22 protein-coding genes are annotated in these 24493 nt (G+C 66.2%); 4 read left to right on the forward strand and 18 right to left on the reverse strand.

Annotation, left to right across the window (positions count from 1 at the left end):
- Nucleotides 1–54: 54 nt before the first annotated feature.
- From XCC_RS17785 to XCC_RS17800, 4 genes are all read right to left on the reverse strand, one after another.
- The gene (locus XCC_RS17785; RefSeq protein ID WP_011038532.1) at nt 55–1557 is read right to left on the reverse strand and encodes a hybrid sensor histidine kinase/response regulator; all 1503 of its coding nucleotides are present in this window, start codon (nt 1555–1557) and stop codon (nt 55–57) included.
- A 3-nt stretch (nt 1558–1560) separates the two neighbouring features.
- The gene (locus tag XCC_RS17790; RefSeq protein WP_011038533.1) at nt 1561–2001 is read right to left on the reverse strand and encodes a response regulator; all 441 of its coding nucleotides are present in this window, start codon (nt 1999–2001) and stop codon (nt 1561–1563) included.
- Nucleotides 1998–3809: a CHASE3 domain-containing protein gene (locus XCC_RS17795; RefSeq protein WP_011038534.1), complete on the reverse strand. Its 1812-nt coding sequence runs from the start codon at nt 3807–3809 to the stop codon at nt 1998–2000. Before XCC_RS17795 ends, XCC_RS17790 begins: the two co-directional genes overlap by 4 nt.
- Before the next feature lie 539 nt (nt 3810–4348).
- Nucleotides 4349–4720, reverse strand: coding sequence for a BON domain-containing protein (locus tag XCC_RS17800; protein WP_043877709.1), 372 nt, complete (start codon nt 4718–4720; stop codon nt 4349–4351).
- Nucleotides 4721–4869: 149 nt separating this feature from the next.
- Between XCC_RS17800 and XCC_RS17805 the strand changes: the two genes are divergently transcribed.
- Nucleotides 4870–5928: an oxidoreductase gene (locus XCC_RS17805; protein ID WP_011038536.1), complete on the forward strand. Its 1059-nt coding sequence runs from the start codon at nt 4870–4872 to the stop codon at nt 5926–5928.
- A 122-nt stretch (nt 5929–6050) separates the two neighbouring features.
- Here the strand turns inward: XCC_RS17805 and gnd are convergent, their stop codons facing one another.
- From gnd to XCC_RS17845, 8 genes are all read right to left on the reverse strand, one after another.
- The gene (gnd, locus tag XCC_RS17810) at nt 6051–6992 is read right to left on the reverse strand and encodes a phosphogluconate dehydrogenase (NAD(+)-dependent, decarboxylating) (protein ID WP_011038537.1); all 942 of its coding nucleotides are present in this window, start codon (nt 6990–6992) and stop codon (nt 6051–6053) included.
- Nucleotides 6993–7014: 22 nt separating this feature from the next.
- A complete protein-coding gene (locus tag XCC_RS17815) occupies nt 7015–8409 on the reverse strand; it encodes a hypothetical protein (RefSeq protein ID WP_011038538.1) in 1395 nt (464 codons plus the stop codon).
- 83 nt (nt 8410–8492) lie between these two features.
- Nucleotides 8493–8870, reverse strand: coding sequence for a glycine zipper 2TM domain-containing protein (locus XCC_RS17820; RefSeq protein WP_011038539.1), 378 nt, complete (start codon nt 8868–8870; stop codon nt 8493–8495).
- A gap of 125 nt (nt 8871–8995) precedes the next feature.
- Entirely contained in the window at nt 8996–9781 is a 786-nt protein-coding gene (locus XCC_RS17825) for a DUF2242 domain-containing protein (protein ID WP_019237260.1), read from the reverse strand.
- Nucleotides 9782–9855: 74 nt separating this feature from the next.
- A complete protein-coding gene (locus tag XCC_RS17830) occupies nt 9856–10920 on the reverse strand; it encodes a DNA methyltransferase (RefSeq protein ID WP_011038541.1) in 1065 nt (354 codons plus the stop codon).
- On the reverse strand, nt 10913–12058 hold the full coding sequence (locus XCC_RS17835) for a hypothetical protein (protein ID WP_019237259.1): 1146 nt from the start codon (nt 12056–12058) through the stop codon (nt 10913–10915). Before XCC_RS17835 ends, XCC_RS17830 begins: the two co-directional genes overlap by 8 nt.
- A complete protein-coding gene (locus tag XCC_RS17840; protein ID WP_011038543.1) occupies nt 12036–13442 on the reverse strand; it encodes a nicotinate phosphoribosyltransferase in 1407 nt (468 codons plus the stop codon). Before XCC_RS17840 ends, XCC_RS17835 begins: the two co-directional genes overlap by 23 nt.
- 59 nt (nt 13443–13501) lie before the next feature.
- Nucleotides 13502–14557 carry a bifunctional nicotinamide-nucleotide adenylyltransferase/Nudix hydroxylase gene (locus tag XCC_RS17845; RefSeq protein WP_011038544.1) on the reverse strand — a complete coding sequence of 352 codons (1056 nt, stop codon included), beginning with the start codon at nt 14555–14557 and terminating at the stop codon, nt 13502–13504.
- A 181-nt stretch (nt 14558–14738) separates the two neighbouring features.
- Between XCC_RS17845 and XCC_RS17850 the strand changes: the two genes are divergently transcribed.
- A complete protein-coding gene (locus XCC_RS17850) occupies nt 14739–15605 on the forward strand; it encodes an endonuclease/exonuclease/phosphatase family protein (RefSeq protein WP_011038545.1) in 867 nt (288 codons plus the stop codon).
- Nucleotides 15606–15685: 80 nt separating this feature from the next.
- Here XCC_RS17850 and XCC_RS17855 read toward each other — a convergent pair whose 3' ends face one another.
- Complete coding sequence (locus XCC_RS17855; RefSeq protein WP_011038546.1) at nt 15686–16591, reverse strand: LysR family transcriptional regulator; 906 nt, start codon at nt 16589–16591, stop codon at nt 15686–15688.
- Between the two features lie 88 nt (nt 16592–16679).
- On the opposite strand from XCC_RS17855, the gene XCC_RS17860 reads away from it, so the two are divergent.
- On the forward strand, nt 16680–17423 hold the full coding sequence (locus XCC_RS17860; protein WP_011038547.1) for a sulfite exporter TauE/SafE family protein: 744 nt from the start codon (nt 16680–16682) through the stop codon (nt 17421–17423).
- 110 nt (nt 17424–17533) lie between these two features.
- On the opposite strand, the gene XCC_RS17865 is transcribed toward XCC_RS17860, so the two are convergent.
- From XCC_RS17865 to XCC_RS17885, 5 genes are all read right to left on the reverse strand, one after another.
- Nucleotides 17534–19717: a carboxy terminal-processing peptidase gene (locus XCC_RS17865; protein ID WP_011038548.1), complete on the reverse strand. Its 2184-nt coding sequence runs from the start codon at nt 19715–19717 to the stop codon at nt 17534–17536.
- 223 nt (nt 19718–19940) lie between these two features.
- On the reverse strand, nt 19941–20954 hold the full coding sequence (gene lipA / locus XCC_RS17870) for a lipoyl synthase (protein ID WP_011038549.1): 1014 nt from the start codon (nt 20952–20954) through the stop codon (nt 19941–19943).
- A 14-nt stretch (nt 20955–20968) separates the two neighbouring features.
- The gene (gene lipB / locus XCC_RS17875) at nt 20969–21667 is read right to left on the reverse strand and encodes a lipoyl(octanoyl) transferase LipB (RefSeq protein WP_011038550.1); all 699 of its coding nucleotides are present in this window, start codon (nt 21665–21667) and stop codon (nt 20969–20971) included.
- On the reverse strand, nt 21655–21933 hold the full coding sequence (locus XCC_RS17880; RefSeq protein WP_011038551.1) for a YbeD family protein: 279 nt from the start codon (nt 21931–21933) through the stop codon (nt 21655–21657). Before XCC_RS17880 ends, lipB begins: the two co-directional genes overlap by 13 nt.
- A gap of 125 nt (nt 21934–22058) precedes the next feature.
- The gene (locus tag XCC_RS17885) at nt 22059–23042 is read right to left on the reverse strand and encodes a CsgG/HfaB family protein (RefSeq protein WP_011038552.1); all 984 of its coding nucleotides are present in this window, start codon (nt 23040–23042) and stop codon (nt 22059–22061) included.
- A 321-nt stretch (nt 23043–23363) separates the two neighbouring features.
- Here XCC_RS17885 and XCC_RS17890 point away from each other — a divergent pair, with 321 nt between their 5' ends.
- Entirely contained in the window at nt 23364–24425 is a 1062-nt protein-coding gene (locus tag XCC_RS17890; protein WP_011038553.1) for a lipid A deacylase LpxR family protein, read from the forward strand.
- The last annotated feature ends 68 nt before the right edge of the window (nt 24426–24493 follow it).

The raw sequence follows: 24493 nt of genomic DNA on the forward strand, positions 1-24493 counted from the left end.
GCGCGCATGCCAGCTAGCTATTCGCTGCGCGCACGCCGCCGTGCGCAACGCGGCTCAGGCCACTTCGAGTGCGTGCGCCACGGCGCGGAACACGCGGCGCATCTCGAGCGGTTTGCGCAGCACGTGCACCGGGATATCGTGGGGAAGATGCGCACGCTGCAGCGGCGCGCCGACATCTTCCAGCACGATCGCCGGGCCCTGGTAGCCCAGTTCCTGCATGCTCAACAGCACGCTCACCGCCGATAGCAGGATGATGTCGCTGTCGATGATCACCAGATCCGGCATGGCGTGCTGCTGCACCAGTTGCAACGCCGCAGCGCCATCGGTGGCCAGCTGCGGCTGGTAACCCTGGCTGGAGAGCGCATTGCCCAGCAGCGACAGCCGCGTGGCTTCGCCGTCCACCAGCAGGATGCGCTGGCCGTGCCCAAGCGCCAGCGGCGGCTCGCTCTCGGTGGTGGGCGTCACCGCCGCGCGCATCGGCACGATCATGTCAAAGCGCGTGCCCTCGCCCAGGCGGCTGTCGACCAGGATCGTGCCGCCGTAGCTTTCGATGATGCGCTTGCACGAAATCAGCCCCAGCCCGGTGCCATCGGTCTTGGTGGTGAAAAACGGGCTGAACAAGCGCGCGCGGGTGTCATCGCTCATGCCCACGCCGGTATCGGCCACGCTCATGCGCACGCGGGTGCCGTCGTGCTGCTCGGCCGACAAGGTGAGCGTACCGCCACCGGGCATCGCCTGGATCGCGTTCAAGCCCAGGTTGAGCAGGCACTGCTGCAGCTCGGTGTAGTTGGCTTCGATGGTGAGGTCGGAGACCACCATGTCCATCTTCAGGCGCACGCCATCGGGCAGGCTGCTCTTGAGCAGCATCTGCACGGCCTGGAACAGGTTGGCCACCGACACCTGCTCGCGCGGCTTGTTGGAGCCGCGCACGAACGACAGCATCGACTCGGCCATCTCATGGCCACGGCGGCCGCATTCGGCCACCACGTTGGCCAGCTGGCGCAGCTGCGGGTCGTCGGTGCGCCCGGCCAACAGGTCGGGCACGATCAACAACGGCTGCAGGATATTGCGCAGGTCGTGACTCAGCCCGGCCGCCAGCATCGCCAGGCTTTCCAGGCGCTGCGCACGCATCAATTCGCTTTCCACGCGCTGGCGCTCGATCTCCGCACGCGCCTCGCGGATGGCGCGCAAGACCGCGCTCGGCAAGCGGGTGGGGTTGTGCTTGATGATGTAGTCGTTGGCACCGTCCTGCAGCGCCTTGACCGCGGTCTCCTCACCCATGGTGCCGGAGACGAAGATGAAGGGCGTGGCGCCGCTCTGGCGCACCAGGCGCAAGGCCTGGTGACCGGAGAACCCGGGCATGCTCAGGTCAGACAGCACGATATCCGGCTGAAACCGCTCCATCGCCGCGCGCAGCGACGGCTCGCTGTCCACGCGCTCGAACGCGGCATCGATGCCCGCGTCCAGCAGCTGATCGGACAACAGCTCGGCGTCTTCCGGTGAATCCTCCACCAGAAGAATCTTCAACTGTTCGTGCTGGCCACCCTCATGCGGCATCGGTCAGTCCAGCTCCGGTGCCTGATTGATCACCGCCCAGAAGGTGCCCAGCGTCTTGACCGCGTTGAAGAACTGGTCAACGTCCACCGGCTTGACCACATAGGCATTCACGCCCAGGTCCCAGCTGCGCGCCAGGTCGCTCTCTTCGCGCGAGGACGACAGGATCACCACCGGCAGGCGCTTGAGCGATTCTTCGTTGCGAATCTGCTTGAGCACTTCCAGCCCATCCAGGCGCGGCATCTTGATGTCCAGCAGCAACACGGCCGGCAGGCCTTCCTCGCGGTTGGCGAAGGCGCCGCGCCGCAACAGGTAATCCATGGTTTCCACACCGTCTTCCACATGCACGATGGGATTGGCCAGACGGGCATCACGCAGCGCGTCGACGGCCATCTCCGCGTCGGCCGGGCTGTCTTCTGCCAGAAGAATGGTACGGATGGCGGTCATACGGTGGACTCTTGGTTGGGCGCTTCAAGCGCAGGGGGAAGGACAAAATGGAAGGTGGCGCCCTCGTCCACGACGCCTTCGGCCCAGACGCGGCCGCCATGGCGCGCGAGGACGCGGCGCACGCTGGCCAGGCCAATGCCGGTGCCGGGATATTCGCTGACCTTGTGCAGCCGCTGGAACACGCCGAACAGCTTGCCGCTGTAGTCCATGTCGAAACCGGCGCCGTTGTCGCGCACGGTGAAATAGTGGCCACCGTCGGGCATGGGCTCGTAGCCGATCTGGATCTTCGCCACCTCGCGCTTGGTGCTGTACTTGACGGCATTGCCCATCAGGTTCATCCACAGCTGGCGCATCATGTTTTCGTCGGCAATCAGCACCGGCAGCGGCGCGATGTGCCAGTCCACACGGTGGCCGGTGTTTTCGCTTTGCACGTTGGCATCCAGGATCGCGCGCGTCTCGGCCACCAGCGATTGCATGTCCACGGCCTGCAGGCGCAAGGCGCTGCGGCCCAGGCGTGAATACACCAGCAGGTCGTCGATCAGCGAGGCCATCCGCCGCGCCGAGCTGCTGATCACTTCCATGTAGTGGCGCGATTTCTCGTCGGCTGCATCGCCCAGATGACGGGCCAGCTTGTCGGAGAAGCCGGCCACGTGCCGCAGCGGCGCGCGCAGATCGTGCGAGACCGAATAACTGAAGGCCTCCAGCTCGCGGTTGACCTCCGAGACCTGCTCCACCTTGCCTTCCAGCTGCCGGTTGAGCTCCTGGATGCGCTGCTGCGAGACCTTCTGCAGGCTGATGTCGCTGACCGTCATCAGCACCACTTCTTCCTCGCCATCATCGGGCAGTGGCATGCGGCGCGCGTTGATCAGCATGGTGCGCAGCACACCGTCGGCACCGCGCTGCTCATGCTCGAAATCCCACAGCTCGCGGTCGCGCAGCAACACGTCGGCCAGGCGCTGGTGGATCTGCGGATCGCGCCAGGCGCCATCACCCACATCGTCCAGCAGCATCAACTCATTGCCGCGCTCTTCCAGGCCATACAGCTCGGCAAACGCCGGGTTGTGCAGCACGATGCGCTGGCGTGCGTCGAGCAACACGATCGGCTCGCGCACGGTCTGCAGCACCGAGCCGGCACGGCCGCTGGCGCGCAGGTATTCCTGTTCGGCCGCCAGGCGGCGCCGGATCTGCCGCTGCAGCAACCAGATCACCGTGCCGAGCAACAACAACTGCACCGCCAGCGTTGCCCAGCTCAGCACCTTGTAATGCAGGCGCTCGCGTTCGGCGCGCGCATTGCGCACGCTCAGCAACCGGCCTTCGGCGGTCTGCAGATCGCCGATCAATTCGCGGATCGGGTTACTGACCGTCATCTCCTCGATCAGTGCACGGATCTGCTCCGGCGCGCGTGTCACCGCGATACGCTCGGCCAGCAACAGGCGGCGCTCGATGGTGCTTTGGATACGCCCCATGCGCACCTGCTGGCAAGGGTTGTCCTTGGTCAGCGCGATCAGATGCGTGATGGCCTTCATGGCCTCGGTGCGGCCCTGGCGCATGCGCTCAACCAGCACCGGGCGATCCACGCCGTGCGAGCGCATCATTGCCGCCGACTCGGTATCGCGCATCGACGCTTCCAACCGCTGCGCGGTCTCCTGCACGTCCTGGCTATGCGACACCCACACCGCCGCCTGATTGGCGTTGGCGGCCATCTGCTGCAACAGCAGCGACGGCACCACCACGATCAGGAACACGGCAACCGCCAGTAACGGCAGGCGCCAGCGATCCCAAACGTCTTCTCGGACCGGTGTTTGCATTACGGGGTCTGTGTCCGCTCGCGGCAGTGGGCTAGGCAGGGCGTATTGTCCCCGATCAGACCCGCATTGGAATGAATGCTTCAGGCTCAGCTGCGCCGGTCCATGACATAGCTGAATGGGCATATCATAAGTGCAGCGCACGTGAAAACTGCGCGAGAACTGGCCCAGCCGACCGGCGGTATTCGAGGTGCTCTACGCCCTGCTACCAACCGCCCCAGACCTGCCCTGACGAGCGATCAGGCGCCAGCACCCGTGGCGCTGCTCCACGGTTGCGCGTGCAGATTGCCTTTAGGGCACCGGTGTGCGTGGCGGTCCCAGCGCCCTGCCCTCACCCAGCACAGGCGCCATGGCGCGTTGGCAACATCACGTCGGGCAGCGAAGGCCGGCACGCAATGTGGATGCGTGCGCTGCATGTCAGCAGGCATGGCCCGCCCTCAGCCATCAAATGCCCGCACACAAAAAAGGCGCACTCCCGTAAGAGTGCGCCTCGTGTCGGGCAGCCGCCTCGCCTCGGCCGGCCCGGCATGCGTGCCTGCTGCTTACATCTTTGCAGCAGTGACCTTCAGGCCGGTCGACTTGACGCTCTTGACGCCTTCGATGCCCTTGGCAACGGCCACGGCCTTGTCATGCTCGGCCTTGGTGGCAACGCTGCCGGTCAGGGTCACGATGCCGTTCTTGGTCTCGACCTTGACGTCGGTGCCGGACACATTGTCGGTGGCCAGCAGATCGGCCTTCACCTTGGTGGTGATCCAGGTGTCGGTGACCGGCTTCTTGGACTCGTTCATGCCGGCGGCATGGTCCTTGTGGTCTGCGTGTTCCTGCGGTGCGGCAAATGCCTGCGACGCGCCAAGCGTCAGACCGAGCGACAGCGACAGAGCCAACAACTTGCGTGCATGCGTCATGGCGTTCATCCGATTACCCTCCGTTGGGTGTGGGGCGAGTCTGCGGGCCCAGCCGTCGCGCGGATGTGACCGCTGGATGCAGAGTTCGTGAACCCGGCGCACACGGGTGGGTGCAATACCATGCAGGTCTTCCCCAGCGTTGCGGTGAATCGTTTTCAATGCCTAAACCATTCAATCTGGCCGTCGTCGGCTATGGCTATGTTGGCCGCACCTTCCACGCACCGCTGATCGCCAGCACGCCCGGCCTGCAGTTGCACAGCGTGGTGTCGTCCAAGCCGCAGCAACCGCAGGCGGACTTCCGCGAGGTGCGCGTGCTGCCCGACCTGGAGGCTGCACTGGCCGACCCGGCGCTGGATGCGGTGGTCATCGCCACGCCCAACCAGACCCATGCGCCCATGGCGCTGCAGGCACTGGCGGCCGGCAAGCACGTGCTGGTGGATAAACCCTTCGCCCTGGATGCCGCACAGGCTCGCACCGTGGTGGACGCCGCCGCAGAGGCCGGCAAGATCGTCAGCGTGTTCCAGAACCGCCGTTGGGATGCGGACTTCCTCACCGTGCGGCGCTTGATCGAAGACGGCCAACTGGGCGAGGTGGTGGAGTTCCATTCGCACTTCGACCGGTATCGCCCGCAGGTGCGCGACCGCTGGCGCGAAAGCGATATCCCCGGCGCCGGGCTGTGGTACGACCTGGGGCCGCATCTGCTGGACCAGGCGTTGCAGTTGTTCGGCATGCCGCAGGCGATCAGCGCAGACCTGCAGCGCCAGCGCACCCAGGCGCGCAGCGACGATTACTTCAACGTGGTGCTGCGCTATCCCCGCTTGCGGGTGATCCTGCACGCCGGCTCGCTGGTGGCCGACGGCAGCCTGCGCTTCGCCGTGCACGGCACGCGCGGCAGCTATCTCAAGCATGGCGCCGATACGCAGGAAGACCAGTTGCGTGCCGGCCGCCGGCCCGGCACCGCCGGCTGGGGCATGGACCCATTGCCCGGCACGCTCACCCGCGTGGACGACGAAGGCCGTGTGCACACGCATCAGCCCGATGGCGTACCCGGCGACTACCGCCATTGCTATGCGGCCTTCCGCGACGCAATGGCCGGCACCGCACCGCCACCGGTCAGTGCTGCCGACGCGGTGCGGCTGATGGAGCTGCTGGAGCTGGCGCAACGCGGTGCTGCGCTGGGCCAGGTGCTCTGGCTGGAAGGCAACAGCAGCGACTGAGCGCCAAGGCCCGGCAGCGGCGGTGCCGCGCTCACCGCGCGCGGCTGCTGCCACGCGCACACGCTGTTGTTGAAGCAGACATGCATGCCACGCCAAGCGTGGCGCGCACGGCCCTGGCCGGATCAGGCGTCCTTGCTGCCGATCGGCGTCGGGGTTGGCGTGGTGGTCAGCACCGCATGCCCACCGAACTGATTGCGCATCGCCGCCAGCAATTTATCGGTGAACGAATCCTTGTCGCGCGACCGCAACCGCTCCATCAGCGACAAGGTGATCACCGGCGCGGAGACTTCCAGGTCGATGGCCTCTGCCACCGTCCAACGGCCTTCGCCGGAATCGGCCACATACGGCGCAATGCCGCCCATGGTCGGGTTGTGCGCCAGCGCATCGGCGGTGAGGTCCAGCAGCCACGAACGCACCACGCTGCCATCGCGCCAGATCTCGGCGACCTGGTGCAGGTCCAGCGCGAAATCGGTCTTGTGCTGCAGCAGCGCGAAGCCTTCCGCATAGGCCTGCATCATTCCGTACTCGATGCCGTTGTGGACCATCTTGGTGAAGTGGCCGGCACCGCTCGGGCCCACCCGTCCCCAGCCCTTGTCCGGCGCCGGTGCCAACGTGGCCAGCACCGGATGCAACGTGGTCACGGCCGCTTCGTCGCCGCCCACCATCAGGCTGTAGCCTTCCTGCAAGCCCCACACGCCCCCGCTGGTGCCGCAATCGACAAACGCAATGCCGCTGGATTGCAGCTGCGCGGCGCGGCGCTGCGAATCCTTGTAATACGAATTACCGCCGTCGATGACGATGTCGCCGGCCTGCAGCAACGGCAGCAGCTGCGCCAGCGTGTCGTCGACGATCTTGCCGGCCGGCACCATCAGCCACACCACGCGCGGACTCGGCAGTGCGGAGACCAGCGTGACCAGCGCATCGGTTGTCTGGATGCCCTTGGATTGCGCACTGGTGCGTGCCGCAGCGCCCAGATCGAACCCATGCACGCGATGCCCGCCGCGCACCAGCCGCTCGGCCATGTTGGCGCCCATGCGGCCCAGTCCCACCATACCCAGTTCCATAGTCACTCCTCGTGTCATCTGATCAGTGCAGGGTGCCACGCGGCGCGTAGAACGGCGTGGCGGAATTCTCAATGGATTGTTCCAGCGCGTGACCGGCCGCGCACTGCTGCAGCTGCCAATCGATCCAGCGCCAGTACAGGGTGCTGCGCAGGTTGTGCAGGGTCAGGTCGATGGCATACGGCGTGCGCGGGTTACGGTCGAGCAGGCGTGCCACGTGGTAGCCGATCGGCTTGACGCCCTTGGGGTGCACGTACACCTGAAACCCCTGGTAGAACGGGTCGTCCAGCAGCGCAAGCAGTTCCTGCAGACGGGCCCGCTGATGCGCATCCAGGCTGGCGCGCAGCGCGGCGTCGCGTTCGTACAACAGCCGCTCGAAACGCCGCCGGCCGGGCCCGCGCAGGTCCTTGGCCAGCTCCCAGATCTGCCGGTTGCGCGCGTCGTAGTACGCAAAGCCACCGCGGCGTGCCAGCGCCTGCGCGGCTGCATCGCTGACGTCCACCACCACGAAGTTTTCGGCCTGATTGTGGATGTCGTCCAGATACGCCTTGTCGAACACATGCGCGATGAAGCCCGGCGCCCCCACGAAGGCTTGACGCCCCAGTTGCGCAGTCTTGATCGCCTTGCCATCGGCGAAAAACTCGCCGGCGTGCGCACCCAGCAAAATGCTGTCGGTGTCGTGCAAGGTCAAAAATGTGCCGATCGACAGCTCGCCCGCGCTAAAGACTGTATCGAAGCCTGCATCGCCGTAGAGTTCGCGCTGCGTGGCCAGCTGCGCCACCTGCCGGCCCACCCCGCATTCGGAGCGCACCTGGCCGCGATAGAACGCATCCAGCGCCTGCGCGTTGCTCCCGCTTGGCTGATAGCCGCGACCGAAGCTCTTGAATCCACTCCACCCCTGCGCCGCAGCGCCACGCCAGCCAAAGCCGATCCAGCCCAGTTGCACTGCCGAAAAGCGATACCGCGGGTTGTCCTGCAGTTTGGTCACTGCACGTTGTGTGGCCGCGCCCAGCTCGAACGCGTACGCGCACTGCGTGGCGGGATCGTGCAGCAGCGCCCGCAAGGCATCGCCGCGTTGCTGCGCATTCCACTGCGCCGGCAGCACGGCGTGCAAATCGCCTGCCTGCTGCGCCTGCGCCAAGGTGGCACGCGTACACGGCAGGCCACGTTCGATCACCGGTGCCGTGGTGGATGCCTGCTCGATCCGCCAGCCCATCCGCCGCAACAACACCTCCACGCAAGCGGCATCGGCTGCGGCTGCCGTTGCACTGGGTGCCGCCAACACGCTTTGCAGCAGTTGCGCACCCAAAAAGACCGCCGCACAGGCAACGCGCGCACGGCGCCGTGCGTGCAGGCGTCGCTCAACGAGTCTGGTTGCTGCGGGGTATTGATGGGGGGCGAACGTCATGCGAGGCGGCATTGATCAAGCGTAGATCCGCACTGCGGCGCGGGCAAAAGAAAGCCCCGGCAGGGCCGGGGCTCGTGGTGTTCAGTCGCTCAGCCTCAACGACGCTCGCAGACGCGTTCGACCCGGCGATCGCCGTTATTTTGCTGGCTGTTTCCCTGGATCGTGCGGCCTGCCGCACCGCCTGCCACCGCACCCAGCACGGTTGCGGCCTTCTTGCCGTTACCGCCGCCCACCTGGTTGCCGAGCAGACCACCGACGATGGCGCCAGTCGCGGTGCCGGCGATGCGGTTCGGGTCACGGGAATTCTTCTGCACTTCCACGTTCTTGCAGCGCACACGGGTACCGTCATTGAACCTGCGGCCTTCGTCTGCCGTCGTGTACCGGTGCTGCGAGTAGTTTTGCGCCTGCGCGAAGGTGCTCGTCGCCATCAGAGCGATCAGGGACATACCCATCAGGGAAGTGTGCATTTTCATCGTACGTCTCCATCGTTCTCGCCCATTCGGCGAGCCATGGCTGCACTCTGGTCGCTACGTCGAGAACAGTACGTGAAGCGAACACCCCGCTATTCAGGCTTCAGCGCGGAGCGTGAAATGCACCGTCACGGCTGCGTTGCGGGCTCGCCCTGCGGCACCGGGGCTGGTGCGGGCGGCGGGTCCTGCGCTTCAACCGGCAGCGGCGCGATAGGCGGCTGCGCAACGGTGGTCGGCATTGCTGCCGGCGGCGGCGCAGTGGTTGCCGGCGCTGCCGTGGTGGGCACTGGCTGCGTTGCTGGCACTGGCGCTGGCGCCGGAGACGTCGCAGCATGCGCTGGCGCTGGCGCTGGTGCCGGTGCCGCAGCGGCCGGCGTGGATTCGGCCACCTTCGGCAGGTACGAATTCAACCGCTCGAAGAAGCGCTTGTAGAAGGCCGCATCCTGCACGGTGGTGCTGGACACACGCACCAGCGAATCACCGCTGCTGCCGACCGGCACCGACAGCGAGCCCAGCACGCCCACGCCCACGCTGGCGGAGGTGGAGCTCTTCTTCAATGCATAGCGGTCCTGCAGCGCGCTGACAAACACTTGCGCGGTACCACCGTCCTGCCCGGCGCAGGAAATGCGCAGATTGAGCTGCTCGCTCTGGTCGGCTTCCTTGAGCTGGAAGTTCTTGCTGCCCTCCACGGCGGCGGCATCGGCGCGCGTGACCGCATAGCCCTGGCTCAACAGCACCCGCCGCGCCGCCTCGCACGCCTGCGGCGAGGTCGCGCTGACGTTGCGCGAATAGGTGTCGTCGGAATTGAACGACTCGCGCATCAGCATGGTGTCGCCTTTGCTGCCACCGCAACCGGCGAGAGCCGCCAATGCGCCAAGCAACGCGCCGCGCGCAATCAGGGAAGAACAGGACATGGGTAAATTCCGGCATCCAAAACCGGCACAGAGCATAGCCGCAACCCATGTGCGCGCGGTGTCGCGTCCGCCGCTCATGGCTGCGCGGGTTCATCCATCGGCAGTTGCAGGTCCACCTGCAGGCGGCGGCCATCGGCGTCCAGGCGTTCGGCGCGCAGATAGTGGTGCGCCGCGACCATCGCCAACGGCACGGCGGGCAGACACGGCGCGCCCCACAGGCTCAGCGCGAAGCCCTGCGCGTGCAGCCAGTGGGACAGCCGGTCCCAGACCGCCTGCTCGCCGGGCACGATCAGGTCCAGATCGGCCGGGCCATCGGGCACCTGTTCGGGCGCCTGCAGCCAACGTGCGTAGCTGCCGTGCGGGGTGACAGGCAAGCCCTGCTCGCGCAGCGCCTGCAGCAGTTGCGCGGCGGCCTGCAGATCCAGGCGGGTGCGGCAGTGCTGGAAGATCAGCGCATATTCGTGGCTGCGGTTGCTGGCGGTGCCGCGCTGCGCCAGCACCCCGCCGGCGCGTGGATAGCACAGCACCCGCTCCTCGCGCAGCGTAAACAGACTGGACAGGATGCGCCCCAGGTCCCAGGCCTGCGGCACTAGCTGCCCGTCCAGTACCACGTTCTCCACCATCGCCACGCCGAAGCCGCCTGGCCGCAGCTGGCGACGCAGCGCATGGAACACCGCACGCAAGCCGGCCAGATAACTGGCGTAATCGGTGCTGGCATATAGCTGGCCCGGCGCCACCGGCCCGGACCAGTGGCAGCCGAAATACGGCACGTTGGTCAGGCACAGGTCCACCGGCGCGGCCGGCGGCACCTGCGCCAGCCCGCCCACCACGACCGGCGCCTGCACCGCGTGCCGCCGCAAGCGCTCGCGTGCCACTACGGCACGTGCCGGGTCGACCTCCATGCCATGCGCCTGGCGGCCTTCCAACGCGGCCGCGAGCAAGGTGCTGCCGAACCCGCAGAACGGGTCGAACACCTGCTGCCCCGGCGCACTGAAATGGCGCACGAACGGGCGCATCTGATTGACCCAGCCGCAGTCGCGCCCATGCAAGGGATCGGCGGCGCGCAGGTCGTCCGGCAGCGCCCAGGCCGGATCGTCCGGCGCTGGCGTCCACCAGCTGCGCTGATCGAATTCATCCATGGCCTGGCTCCCACAGGATGTCCGCATCCGGGTCCCAGCCTGCGCACAGCCGGCCATTGGCGAAGAACACCAGCTTGTACAGATCGCCGCTGGCGTGGCGGGCATGCATGGCGGCGTAGTCCGCGCTTTCGAACACGACGTGCATGCCGTGCGCATCGCGCAGCCGCACGTTCCAGAAGTAGTAGCCCTGGGTCATGCCGTCGAGCGTCCAGCCCGGCCACCACGGCTGTTGCATGCACTCGGCCAACAAGGTCTCCACGCCGATGCGCCGTTGCTCGATGTAACGCACGGTACCGTTGGTGCGGTAGCCGGCATCCAGCCGCGACAGCTCACGGAAGATCACCTGGCTGGCGCCGCAGCGTCGCGCGAACTCCAGATAACGGGCGATTTCCTGCGCAGTATCCACGCCGCCCTGCTGCACGATGCACACCAGGCGCACCGGCACGCGCAGTGCCAACCGATTGGCGGTGTGCACGAACGCATCCACCTGTGCGATCGGCTCGTCCGGGCGGAAGCGCATGATCGCGTCGTTGCCGGCCTGCAGCGGATGATGGCGCGACAGCTCGATCCACGACAGATCGAAGTCCACCAACGCATCGATCAACGCCTGCCCGTGGCTGCGCGCCAACCCGGCGCCATTGCTGTAGAGCACCCGCTGCGCGACCTGCGGCCCGTTGCGCGTGTGCGCCAGCGTCTGCAGCAGGGTCTGCAGCCACGCCGCATCGTCGGTCATTTCCAGACCCGACAACGAATACGACAACGGCACCCCAGCCAGCAGCTGCAGCACCTGCTGCAAGTGGTCGAAGTACGCCGGCCCTGGCCGCAGCTGCGCGGCCGCCACACCGCCGGACTGCGAGCGCAGATTCTCCGAGCAGAAGCCGCAGCGCGCCGAACACGGCCGCACCGAGGCGTAGGGCGTCAACGTGATCGGCAGCGCCGCGCGATACCGGCGCCCGCCGATCTCCAGTGCATGCCAACGGTCGACATCGTGGGCAGCCGGCACCCGCTGCTCGATCGCCGGCGCGGCAGCCCGCAAGGTGGCCAGCACCGACGCCGCCGTCACCTGCGTGCTGGGCTGCTCCGGTGTCAGCGCCGCGCTGGCCTGCGCACCTACCTCACAACCGGGCAGCGTCTGCATGTGCACGCACCTGCTCCAGCGTCCATTCCCGCAGCATCTGCCCGTTCTCCCACACCGTGACCAAGGCATCGTCGCTGTCGCCCGCGTGCGTGGCGACCTCGTCGAGTAAGGCGCTGCGGTATTGGCCCGTGGCACGATCGCGCAGCAGCGTCAGCCGGCCGCGCTTGCTCTGCTTGCCCTGATCGGTGATCGGGTCCTTGTAGACATCGATCCATGCGCCATCCACGCGCACCGCCGAGCACTTCAGTGCGAACTTCTGCGTGTCGCGATCCACCTTCTGCAGCAGCGCACCGCCCATGCCGAAGGCGACATTGTCGGCCGCATATCCGGCAGCGGTGATGCGTTCGAGGATGGCGCGCAGCGACTGCGGATTGATGCCATCGCCCTGGATCACCCGCACGTGGTTGAGCACCTTGTAGCCCTTGCCGTTGACCTGATGGCCGAACGCCTCGTCCAGCAACAGCAGACACTGCTCGACCACATCCACCGGGTCGCCCGAATCCGGGCGGATCACCACGGTCGCACCGGAGGCGATGATCTCCTCGCGCAGCGTGGTGCCCCAATGCTCGCGAATGGCGCGGTAGATGTCGTAGCTGTCCGACACCACCGCCACAATCGCGCCCGGCCGCGCAAACTGGGTGAGCATGTTGCGGTATGCATCGACTTCGCGCTCGCGCCCCCAGCTGGTGATGGTGCTGTGCTCGGCCGCGGGGATCGAATAACCGGCCACCGGCGTGTGGTAATGCGCGCGTGCCAGCAACAACGCCGATAAAGTATCGGTGCCGAGGAAGTTCACCAGGTGCGCCGCACCACCCAGCGCGGCCGAGCCCAGGCTGGACACGCCACGCGCACCGAAGTCATGCAGCTTGAACGGCAACTGGCCCTCGGGATCGTCGCTGGTGCGTTGCAGGAAATCCCGCACGATCTGCTTCACCTGCCAGCTCACCGTGGCCACGGTCACCGGATACCACACGCGCAGCAGCAGGGTCTCCAGATACGACGGCACCCAGAACGCCTTGGCGTCGGTGGATTCGATCGTCATCAGCACGTTGTGCGTGGGCACCACGCAGCCTTCGGGCACCGCACGGATGCGGATCGGCAACTGCCCACCCAAACGGTCGACGATATCGCGCCAGCCGGCCTCGTTGAACGGTTCGCCATGCGCCGCCAGCAACGCCTTGGCATCGTCGATGTCGGCGTGCGTCACCGGACGGTTGATCGCTTCTTTCAGGATCGACTGCAGGCCGAAGAACGCGGTCTGGTCGTACACGCCACCGCGCGATTCCACGTAGAAAAACGAGGCATCGGTGCCAGGTGGATATTGCAGCCAGTGGCTGGCCTTGTAGCTGTCGGTGTTGAGCAGCAGGTTGTCGAGATAATGCATGACGGAAGCTCCTTCGCGTCGGGAGGCCGGCGGTCTGTCCGCCAGCGGGAGGTCATGGCTCAGCCATGGCCCAGAAAGAATTCAAGGATGTGCAGATGGTCTTCGTAGAGCCGCGGCCCCATCGCCATCACCTCGGCGATCGGGATCCAGCGCGCCTTGTCGGCATCGTCGCCGCCACGCACCGCCGGCAATTCGCCCGCGGCAAATTCGAAGTGGAACGCATGGGTGATGGTGCGCCCGCGCAAGCTGCGCTCGGGGTGATCGAACACCTGCCGTGCGCGCAACGAACCCTTGATGACCGGTAGCGGCACCTTGAGCCGGGTTTCCTCGCGCAACTCACGCAGGCAGCTGTCCAGCAGGCCTTCGTCCTGCCCCACAAACCCGCCCGGCAGCGCCCACAAGCCCTTGCCCGGCTCGGCGCGACGACGCACCAGCAACACGTGGCCGGCCTGCACCACCACCGCATCGGTGGTGACGAAGGTGGGCGCATACGGCGCGTCCTTCCAGGCAGCGCGGTACTGTTCGATGAAGCGGAATTCGGCCACCAGCTGCGCATAGCTCGGTGAGCTGCGACGGAAGGCTTCGAGCATGTCGTACACCGGCGCCGGCACATTGCCGCGCAGCATCAACAGCCCACCATGGAAGCCGATATCGCCGGCTTCGAAGAGATAGCGGCGCAGTTCGGTGGCCGACAACGTGGCGGTGTGCTGCACATCCTCCAGCGGCCACTGCGGAAATTCCCGCAGGTAATAGCTGCTGGCGTCCTTGTCCATGCCGATCAGGCCCACACGTGCATCGGCACTGCCGCCATCGGCCTGCACGGCTTCGGCCACCTGCCGTTGCACTTCGGCAATCCACAGGCTTTCGTTGTACAGATGGTCGCGCAGCGGGCGCAGGATCAGGCGTTCGGCATCGTCGGGCAATGCCGCCTGGATCATGACCGCGCGTTCGGCGACGGTCCACGGATTGCGAATGGTGCGGGGGGTATCGGCAGAACCGATCAGCACGATCAGCTTGCGAGCCTTGCCCAGCGCGTGGCGGGCGACGGCGGCGTGGCCGTTATGAAAGGGCTCGAAACGCCCGATAAAGACGAGATAGTCGTACGGTGTTGCCATGAGAATCCCTCACGGTTGCGTGGTCAGCCAGTGGTCTGTCCGCTGGCTTGCGGCAAATGCTACGCCGATGCGCAGCGACGTCAAGCGCGCGATCGCATCGGCAAACACCGGCGTTGCCATGACACAGCGGTCATCGTCGCTGACTAGACTTGGCGGCTCTGTTCTTCAGGAATTTGCCTGCATGCCACGCCTGACCACGCGCGCGCTGACGCGCTGCTTGCTTGCCACCCTTGCACTGCTGTGCATCGCCTTGCCGGCACTTGCCGCAGCGCCAATCACGCCGTTGCGTGTGATGTCATTCAATGTGCGCGTGCCCGTCGATACCGATGGCGACAAACGCTGGCAGGCGCGTCGCGGTGCGATGGTCAGCGTGATCAAGCAGACGCATCCGGATGTGTTCGGCACCCAGGAACTGGTCAGCGAGCAAGCCGGCTATCTGGCCGCGCAGTTGCCTAACTACCGCTGGTTCGGCCAGGGACGGCGCGGTGATGACAGCGACGAACACATGGGCGTGTTCTACGACACGCGCACGCTCAACGTGGTGGAATCGGGCAACTTCTGGCTGTCCGATACGCCCGAGGTGGCCGGCAGCATCACCTGGGGCAACGTGTTGCCGCGCATGGTCACCTGGGCGTTGTTCGAGCGCCGCAGCGACAAGCGCCGCTTCTATCTGTTCAACACGCATTTCCCGTACCGCGACGAAGATGAACCCGCGCGCGAACACAGCGCGCGACTGATCCTGTCGCGCATCGCGCAATTGCCGGCCGATATTCCGGTGGTGCTGACCGGCGACTTCAACAGTGACCCGGACAAGATCACCTATCCCACGCTCACCGCCGTGCTGGGCGACGCACGCGCGAGGGCGCCTAAGCGCAGCGGGCCGGAGAACACCTTCCAGGATTTCAGCACCCATCCCACCCGGCGGATCGACTGGATCCTGTTCCGCGGGCTGACGCCAACGCAGTTCACCACGCTGGATGACCGGCCCGGCGGCGTGCTGCCGTCGGATCATTATCCGGTGCTCGCCGAGTTTGCCTGGCCGCGCTGAAAGCGCGCGCTTCAATCACTGCTTCGCAGGCATCGGCGCGCACGGAGTGAGCGCGCCGATGCCTGCGAAACAGCCGGCAATCACGGTGGCCGGATGCCCGCCTGCGCCGCGCTTGCCTGCAGCCATTCCAGCAACGCCTGCAAGGCAGCCGATGGCGTATCGCGCCAGACGATGGACAACTCACGCCGTGCCCAGGGTTCGTCCAGCGGCACGGCCACCAGTTGTTGGCGGACGCTGGAACACGCCAGCGCCGCGTGCGGCACAATCGCCACGCCGACGCCGCGCGCCAACATGCGGCATAGCGTTTCGATCCCCGGTACGCGCGCGCGAATGCGCAGGTGCACGCCGGCTCGCGCCAGGTGGGTGCGCAGATGACGCTGCAAGGCGTTGTCGGCCGATAACGCCAACAACTGCATGTCCTGGATATCGGCCAGGCGCAGCGTGTCCGCGCCGGCAAGCGGATGGCGGGCCGCCACCGCAACCACCAATTGATCGTGGCGGAACGGGCGCCGCTGCAGGCCAGTGAAATCCGCATGCCCGGCGACCACCGCCAGATCGGCCCGCTCCTCGCGCACCGCATCGGCGGCCTCCTCACTTCCCCACTCGGCCAGGGTCAGGTCCACGCGGGGATGCGCCAACAGAAAGTCGGCCACGCACTCGGGCAGCCATTCCGACAGCGCTGCCGTGTTCGCAGCCAGCCGCAGGGTGACCTGCCCACCCGCACCGTAGTCGCCCAGCTCGGTGCGCATCGCCTGCTCCTGTCGGGCCAGCACCCGCGCGTGTCGCAGCAGCACCTGCCCGGCGGCGGTGAGCGTCACGCCGCGCCGGCCACGCTCGAACAGCGCAGCGCCCACCTGCAGCTCCAGCGCGCGAATGCGGGCACTGGCGGCGGCCAGCGACAGCGCCACGCGCTCGGCACCGGCGGTGATGCTGCCGGTGTCGGCCACTGCCACGAAGATCCGCAAATCGACGAACTCCACTTGCATCGCGCAGCCCCAGCCTTCGGTGTGGACGAAGTCTGCCTCAAACAAAGACAGCTTGCCGCCTCGCCCCGGCGGCAGGATCCTGCCCGGCATGAATGACGATGCATTGCACTGGGTCCTGATCGCAGGCGTGTTCCTGCTGGCTGGCGGGGTCAAGGGTGTGGCCGGCATGGGCCTGCCGACCGTGTCCATGGGCCTGCTCGGGCTTTGGCTGCCACCCAGCCAGGCAGCCGCGTTGTTGGTGCTGCCTTCGCTGGTGACGAATCTGCAGCAGGCCTGGGGGCCGGCACCGGGTGCACTGTTGCGGCGACTATGGCCCCTGCTGGCACTGATGAGCGTGGGCACCTGGCTGACTGCCGGGTTGATCATCGGTGGCGACCCGCGCACCCTGCGTGCCGCGCTCGGCGTGTTGTTGGTGGCTTATGCGTTGCTGGGGCTTGCCCGCTGGCAGTGGACGTTGCCACCACACCATGAACGCTGGGCCAGCCCATTGACCGGCCTGATCAGCGGCCTGCTCAACGGCGCCACTGGCGTGGTGGTGGTGCCGATAGCGCCGTATTTCGCCGCGCTGGGGTTGCCGCGCGAGCTGTTGATCCGCGCACTGGCCACCTGCTTTGGTACCGCAACGCTTGCTCTGGCCATCGCGCTGGTCTGGCAGGGCGGCGTGCAGCTATCGGCGGGCGTGCCATCGCTACTGGCGCTGCTGCCAACAGCGCTGGGCATGTGGGCCGGCACCCGGGTGCGGCGACGTATCTCCGCCGAGATGTTCCGGCGCGTGTTCTTCGGCACCTTGCTGCTGCTCGGCCTGCAGGCCTGCTGGCAGGCGCTGGCCTGATCTGCTGCAGGCAGTCGGGTGCGCACAGGTGTCGCCCACCGATGCGCCGCCCCAAAAACAAACGCCACCGACAAGCGGTGGCGTTGCTCACCCATCAATGACGCAAGCAATCAGTCAGCCCAGCGACCCGGTGCCGTCGATTGCGGCAGTACTTGCGCCGACAGCGGCTGGTCCTTGGACAACAACCCCAGCGCATCGGCCAGGATGGCCGCCGATTCGTGCAGCAGCGGATCCGGACGCTTTTCAGCGGCCTTCTCGCGGGCGGTGTCCTTGACGATATCGCGCTCGTTGCCGGTCAGGCCGTCGTCGCTGTCGTCGGCCAGCGGGTCCAGTGGCAGACCCAGCTGCTTGCGCACCTGCTGGCGGTCCTTGCGCTGCTGATCCTGCTTCTGCCGTTCGGCCACGCGCTCGGCTTCGTTCAACGAAATGTACTTCTTGGCCTTCTCGTCACGGAACTGCTTGACGTCCTCTTCCCACCACTGGAATTCCTTGTCGCTGGCGATGCGCGTGGCGTGCAGGGTCTGCAGCTTCGGCAGCAGCGGGGCAAAGTTGCCGTACTGGGTGTGCGGCACGGCGGCAATGCGCGTCCACGGCAGCGCGTTGTCGTAGGTGCTTTCGCCGAATTCGGTGGCATCCACGCTGGCCGGGAATGCGATGTCCGGCACCACGCCCTTGTGCTGGGTGCTGGAGCCGCTGACGCGGAAGAACTGCGCAATGGTCAGCTTGACCTGCCCATAACGCTGCCCTTCGGCGGCCGGCCAGCGGTCCAGGTCAACGATGTTCTGCACCGTGCCCTTGCCGAAGGTGGTTTCACCAATGACCAGACCGCGGCCGTAGTCCTGGATGGCACCAGCAAAAATTTCCGACGCCGAAGCCGAGCCGCGGTTGATCAGCACGCCCAGCGGGCCATCCCAGGCCACCTTCGGGTTGCTGTCGCCATTGACGGTGACCCGGCCACCGGATTCGCGCACCTGCACCACTGGGCCCTGTTCGATAAACAGCCCGGTGAGCTCGATCGCTTCGTCCAGCGAACCGCCACCGTTGTTGCGCAGATCCAGCACCACGCCGTCGACCTTGTCGGACTTGAAGCCCGCCAGCAGCTTGGCGACATCGCGGGTGGCCGAGGCATAGTCGGCCGCGTTACGACGACGGCCTTCGAAATCCTGGTAGAAGCCCGGCAGTTTGATGATGCCGATCCGGCGCTGTGGCACGTCGCCACTGGCCGGCAGCGTGATGGTCTCGCCCTTGGCAGCCTGTTCGGCCAGGCGCACCTTCTGCCGCGTCAGGGTCACGGTGCGGTGCGTGCCGTCGATGCCCAGCTCGGCCGGGATGTACTCCAGGCGCACCTGGGTGTCCTTGCTGCCGCGGATCTTGGCAACCACGTCATCGATGCGCCAGCCGATCACATCTTCGATGGCGCCGCTCTTGGCCTGGCCAACGCCAACGATGCGGTCGCCCGGCTTGAGCGTGCCGTCCACCGCGGCCGGACCACCCGGGATCACCTCGCGGATCACCACCATGTCGTCCTGCTTCTGCAGCTGCGCGCCGATGCCTTCCAGCGACAGCGACATCTGCTGATTGAAGGTTTCGGCCGTGCGCGGCGTGAAGTAATCGGTGTGCGGGTCAACTGCATTGGTGTAGGCGTTGAGGAAAAACTGGAACGCGTCTTCTCCCTTCAGTTCATTGACCGAATCGGCCAACGTGGCATAGCGCTTGTCCAGCGTCTTGCGGATGTCGTCCGACTTCTTGCCGGCCAGCTTCAGGCGCAGCCAGTCGTTCATCACCGACTGCCGCCACAGCACGTCCAGTTGCTTGTCGTCGGCTGCCCACGGCACGTCCTTGCGGTCGTACTCGAACTTCTCGCTGCCGGTGAAATCGAAATCCTGCTTGAGCAGTTCGCGCGCGTATTTGACGCGCTGATCGACACGCTTCTTGTAGACCGAAAACACCTGGAACGCCGGCTCCAGATTGCCGCCGCGCAGCGCATCACCCACGCCCGCCTGCAGCGGCGCGAACGCATCCACATCGGCCTGGGTGAAGAATTGCTTGCCGCCGTCCAGCGTCTCCAGATACCGCTTGAAGACGTCCTTGGACATCGCCTCGTCGAGGGTACGCGGGCGATACGCATACCGGCTGTCCGAGAGCAACCCGTAGACCAGTTTGGTCGCCGTCGCCTGTTCGGGCGTGGCCGCGGCAGGCAGCGCCGTGTCCGCACGCGCCAGCAATGCCATCGGAGTGGTGAGCACCAGTGCCAGCAGGCCGGCCTTCAGGGACGCAGAAACGTTGTAGGTCATCGAATGGCTCTCGGCACGGGGCCGATGAAAGAAGGGCGGTGATCGGATGTGACAGCATGACAGTGCCGAAAGTTGCTGGCGTTGTCATCCGCTGGCTGAATCAGCCTAGCTCCGGGCATGTAGCAGATTGTGAACGCGCCCGTACCCTCGGCACGCTGGCCCGGATACGACACGGCCCCGCGCACTGCGCAGGGCCGTGATGCACACACCGATGCAGTTGGGCTCAGGCGGCGACGCCGGCACCGGCAGCCTGGCGGTCGGCGTGGTACGAGGAACGCACCATCGGGCCGGACGCCACGTGGCTGAAGCCCAGCGCATTGCCGTACTCCTCCAGCGCCTTGTATTCCTCCGGCGTCCAGTAGCGCATCACCGGGTGGTGGTGCGGCGTGGGCTGCAGGTATTGGCCGATCGTGATCATGTCCACATCGTGCGCACGCAGGTCGCGCAGGGTGACCTGCACCTGCTCCATCGTTTCGCCCAGGCCGAGCATGATGCCGGACTTCGTGGCGATGGTCGGGTGCTGCGCCTTGAAGCGCTGCAGCAGCGTCAGCGACCACTGGTAATCGGCACCGGGGCGCACGTTCGGGTACAGGTCCGGCACGGTTTCAATGTTGTGGTTGAACACGTCCGGCGGGCTGGTGGCCAGGATCTCCAGCGCGCGGTCCATGCGGCCCTTGCCACGGAAGTCCGGGGTCAGGATCTCGATCCGGGTCTTGGGCGCGCTGGCGCGGATCGCCGAGATGCAGTCGACGAAGTGCTGGGCACCGCCGTCGCGCAGGTCGTCGCGGTCCACGCTGGTCACCACCACGTACTTCAGGCCCATGTCGGCCACGGTGGTGGCCAGGCTGGCCGGCTCGCTCGCATCCGGCGGCTTGGGCCGACCATGCGCCACGTCGCAGAACGAGCAGCGCCGCGTGCACACCTCACCCAGGATCATGAAGGTGGCGGTGCCGTGGCTGAAGCACTCGTGGATGTTCGGGCAGCTGGCTTCTTCGCAGACCGTGACCAAGCGGTTTTCGCGCAACTTGGCCTTGAGGTTCTGCACCGCGTTGCCGGACGGGATCCGCACCCGGATCCACGACGGCTTGCGCAGCACCGGCGCGTCGACGAACTGCACCGGCGAGCGGTTGATCTTGTCGCCACCGATCTGCTTGACGCCGGTCTGCAGCGACGCAGGTGCGGCGGTGTCGCCGGAGACGACCTGCAAGGGAATGGAGCGGGCGATAGGCTGGGTCATGACGGTACGGGCGCTCAGGCCGGAAGCGAAAGGTCGGGCAATGCGGAGGTGGGCTGCAACACGAGGCCGAACTGGCGCGCCAGCTGGTCGAGCAGCACCGCCTTGACGGCGTCCATCCCGGAGGGGCCGCCCAAGTCTAGCACCGAGGTCACCTGCAGATCCTGGTAGCCACACGGGTTGATGCGGTGGAACGGTTCCAGGTCCATCGCCACGTTGAACGACAGCCCATGGAAGGTGCAGCCGCGGCGTACGCGGATGCCGAGCGCGGCGATCTTCGCCCCGCCCACATACACGCCAGGCGCGCCATCGCGGCGCTCGGCCACAATGTTCCACTCGTCCAGCGTATCGATCAGGGCCTGCTCGATCTTGCACACATAGTCGCGCACACCGATCTTGAGTCGGCGCAGATCCAGCAGCGGATACACCACCAGCTGGCCAGGGCCGTGGTAGGTCACCTGCCCGCCGCGATCGACCTGCAGCACCGGAATCTCGCCCGGAGCCAGGACATGCTCGGGCTTGCCGGCCTGCCCCAGAGTAAACACCGGCGTATGCTCGACCACCCACAGCTCGTCGCCGGTGTGCTCGTCACGTGTATCGGTGAAACGCTGCATTGCACGCCAGACCGGGGCGTAATCCTGCATGCCCAGGTCGCGGACCTGCGCCGGCAAGGGCAACACCGGGGCCACGACAGGCTCGGCCGCTACAGCGTCCACTTCACTTCCGGGTGCTCGCGCAGCGCTTGATGCGCGGAGTCGAACTGCTCGCGGGTGTCGGCCCGAAAGCCGATCCGGACCGAGACGTATTTGCCACTGGAGGAGTGCTTCCAGCTGATGCTTTCTTCCAGCAGTTCAACGCCGGTAGCGGCAAGCAGGCGCGGGAGTTCGGTTTCCAGCCCGCGCTCGGCCGTGCCCATGGCGCTGAGCTCGAAGGTGCCGGGAAACTGGAAGCCGTGATCGGGGTTGTCGGAGCTGATTTCCATCCGCCCATTATCGGGCCGCCTGGCGGCAAACCCAACCCTGCCCTGTCGCACCGCCTGTCGCAGATAGCAAAACGGGGCCCAGTGGGCCCCGTCGTTTCACACTAAATGTGCATCTTGCGGACGACTTACTTGGACAGTTCCAGCATGGCCGACGACACCCAGCCGCGGTTGCCCATTTCGTCTTCGACTTCCCACATGACGCCTTCCTTGGTGCCGGTGGGGTACAGCATCATGCCCGGCTCCAGCGTACGCACTGCTGCGCCCGAGCCCTTGGCATTGGCCAGCAAACGGCCCGCACGGGTCACGGTGACTGCCTGCTGGGCATTGGACGCTGCGGCATTGCCGGACAGACCACCCAACTGGCTGACGATATCGGTGTAAGCCTGCAGATACGCCAGCGTGATCACCTGGCCGATCTCGGTATTGGCATAACCGCCAGCACCGGCAGCGCCGTAGTCGCTACCGCCGAACACATTGCCGCGCGCGCCCCAGCCGAGGTCGGTCTTTTTGGCATTGCCTTCAGCCATTGCGACCTGCTCGGACGAGCGCACGTCGGTGATGGTCAAGACCACATCGGCGGTCTTCTTGCTTAGATTCAACCCACCCACCAGATTGCCGGCGTTACCGCCAACCAGACCGCCCAACATGCCGGCAATGGCGCTGCCACCGGCATTGCGGTTCTGCGAGATGAGGTCCGGCGTCATCACATAATCGGCCGCGCGAATCTGCCCCTTGCCCATATTGGAGCGCGCGCGCAGGTCGCCATTGGCGGCCATGTCGCGCTCGCGCTGCGAGGCAGCCATGCCGGCACCACGGTCCACCAGGGTGAAGCAGCGCGACCGGTTCACGAAGACCTTGATCAGCTTGGAGGGCGCAGGCAATTGCTGACCCGACCACCAGTTGACGGCGTCTTCCGGCTCAATCACCGACAGGCTGCCCAGGGGCTTGGCGCACACCGGGATCTGCGCGACGGCATCTTTCCGCTGGTCCTGCGCGGATCCCTTGAAGGCGTCCTTCAGCCCGGCGGACGCCGGTGCACTCACGCTGGCCAATGCAATACCCAGCACGCTGGACAGTACCGCCGCGCTCACAGAAATCGTCTTGCTCATGTTGTTCCCCTAACACCTGCGCCGCCGTGGGCGAACGCGATCCGTTGGTAATGAAATAGCCTGCTGCAGGCCGCCGTTCCTTGGGGCTAGTTCCCCCGGGGCGGATCATATGCTATTAGCGCGCGAAATTCATGGCAGCGGGCTCATGCCCGCCGTGCAATTCGCGCCGACGGACCTCCCGAGCGCGATAGAACGAACTGGTCCGCACATGCAGTCATGCCCGCCACGGCAGGCGCTGCATCATGCAGCCCATGTTCACGCGGCGCAGCAGTGGCCGCAGGCACCTTTGCCGCATCCTGTCCCTCCTGTACCGGGTCCTCCATGCTCCGACCGCGCGCGCTGTCCGCTGCCTTGTTGCTTTCCCTCACCGGCCTGGCGCTGCCCGCGCTGGCGGCCGACCAGTGCGATTCCAGCCGGCTGGGTCGTACGCCGCCGGCGGTGAATTTCCGGGTCGACAACGACCTGTTCGGCGGCGAAGACCAGGACCAGGGCTATTCCAACGGCGCGTTGCTGACGCTGGTCTCGCCGAATCTGGTCGACTACACCGACGACCCGTGTTTGCCGCGCACGGCGCGCTGGGTCAACAGCTATCTGGAACGCCTGCATCCGGGCGAGTTCGATCAGCAGAACATGGTGTTCTCGATCGGCCAGGCGATCTTTACCCCGACCGACTACACCCGCCGCGACGTGATTCCGGACGACCGCCCGTACGCGGGCATCCTGCTCGCCAGCTTCGGCTACAACGCGCGTAACGACGCGCACCTGCGTACCACGCAGCTGCAGATCGGCGTGGTTGGCCCGTGGGCCTTCGCGCAGGAAGCGCAGGACGCCATCCATGACGCGCTGGGTGACGAGAAATTCCAGGGCTGGGACAACCAGCTGCACAACGAGCCGCTGGTCAACCTCGTGCACGAGCGCATGCGCCGCTGGCCGGGCGATGCCACGGTCAACGCCGATGGTTGGGGCTGGGATGCGATTTCGCATTGGGGCGGATCGCTGGGCAACATGTCGACCCATCTCAATGCCGGCGGCGAAGTGCGCTTCGGCTGGAAGCTGCCGGATGACTTCGGCAGCACGCCGACCCGCCCGGCCGGCGAGAACACCGCACCCAGCCGCCTGGGCCGCGCAAGTGGCTGGTCCGGACATCTGTTCCTGACCACCGATGCGCGCTGGGTGATCCGCGACATCACCCTGGACGGCAACACCTTCCGCAACAGCCACAGCGTGGACAAGCGCCCGTTAGTCGGCGATGTCGGCTACGGCCTGGCGGTGATGTACGGCCGCTGGAAATTCGCCATCGCCCGCTACCACCGCACCCGCGAGTTCGAGACCCAGCGCGAGACCCCGGTGTATGGCAGTTTCACGATCAGCCGGATGCTTTGAAAGCTGGGAATAGAGAATCGGGAATTGGGAATGGGAACAGCAGGAGCGGCGCGCCGCTTTTACGATTC

The organism is Xanthomonas campestris pv. campestris str. ATCC 33913 (genome assembly GCF_000007145.1).
Classification (GTDB): Bacteria; Pseudomonadota; Gammaproteobacteria; order Xanthomonadales; family Xanthomonadaceae; genus Xanthomonas; species Xanthomonas campestris.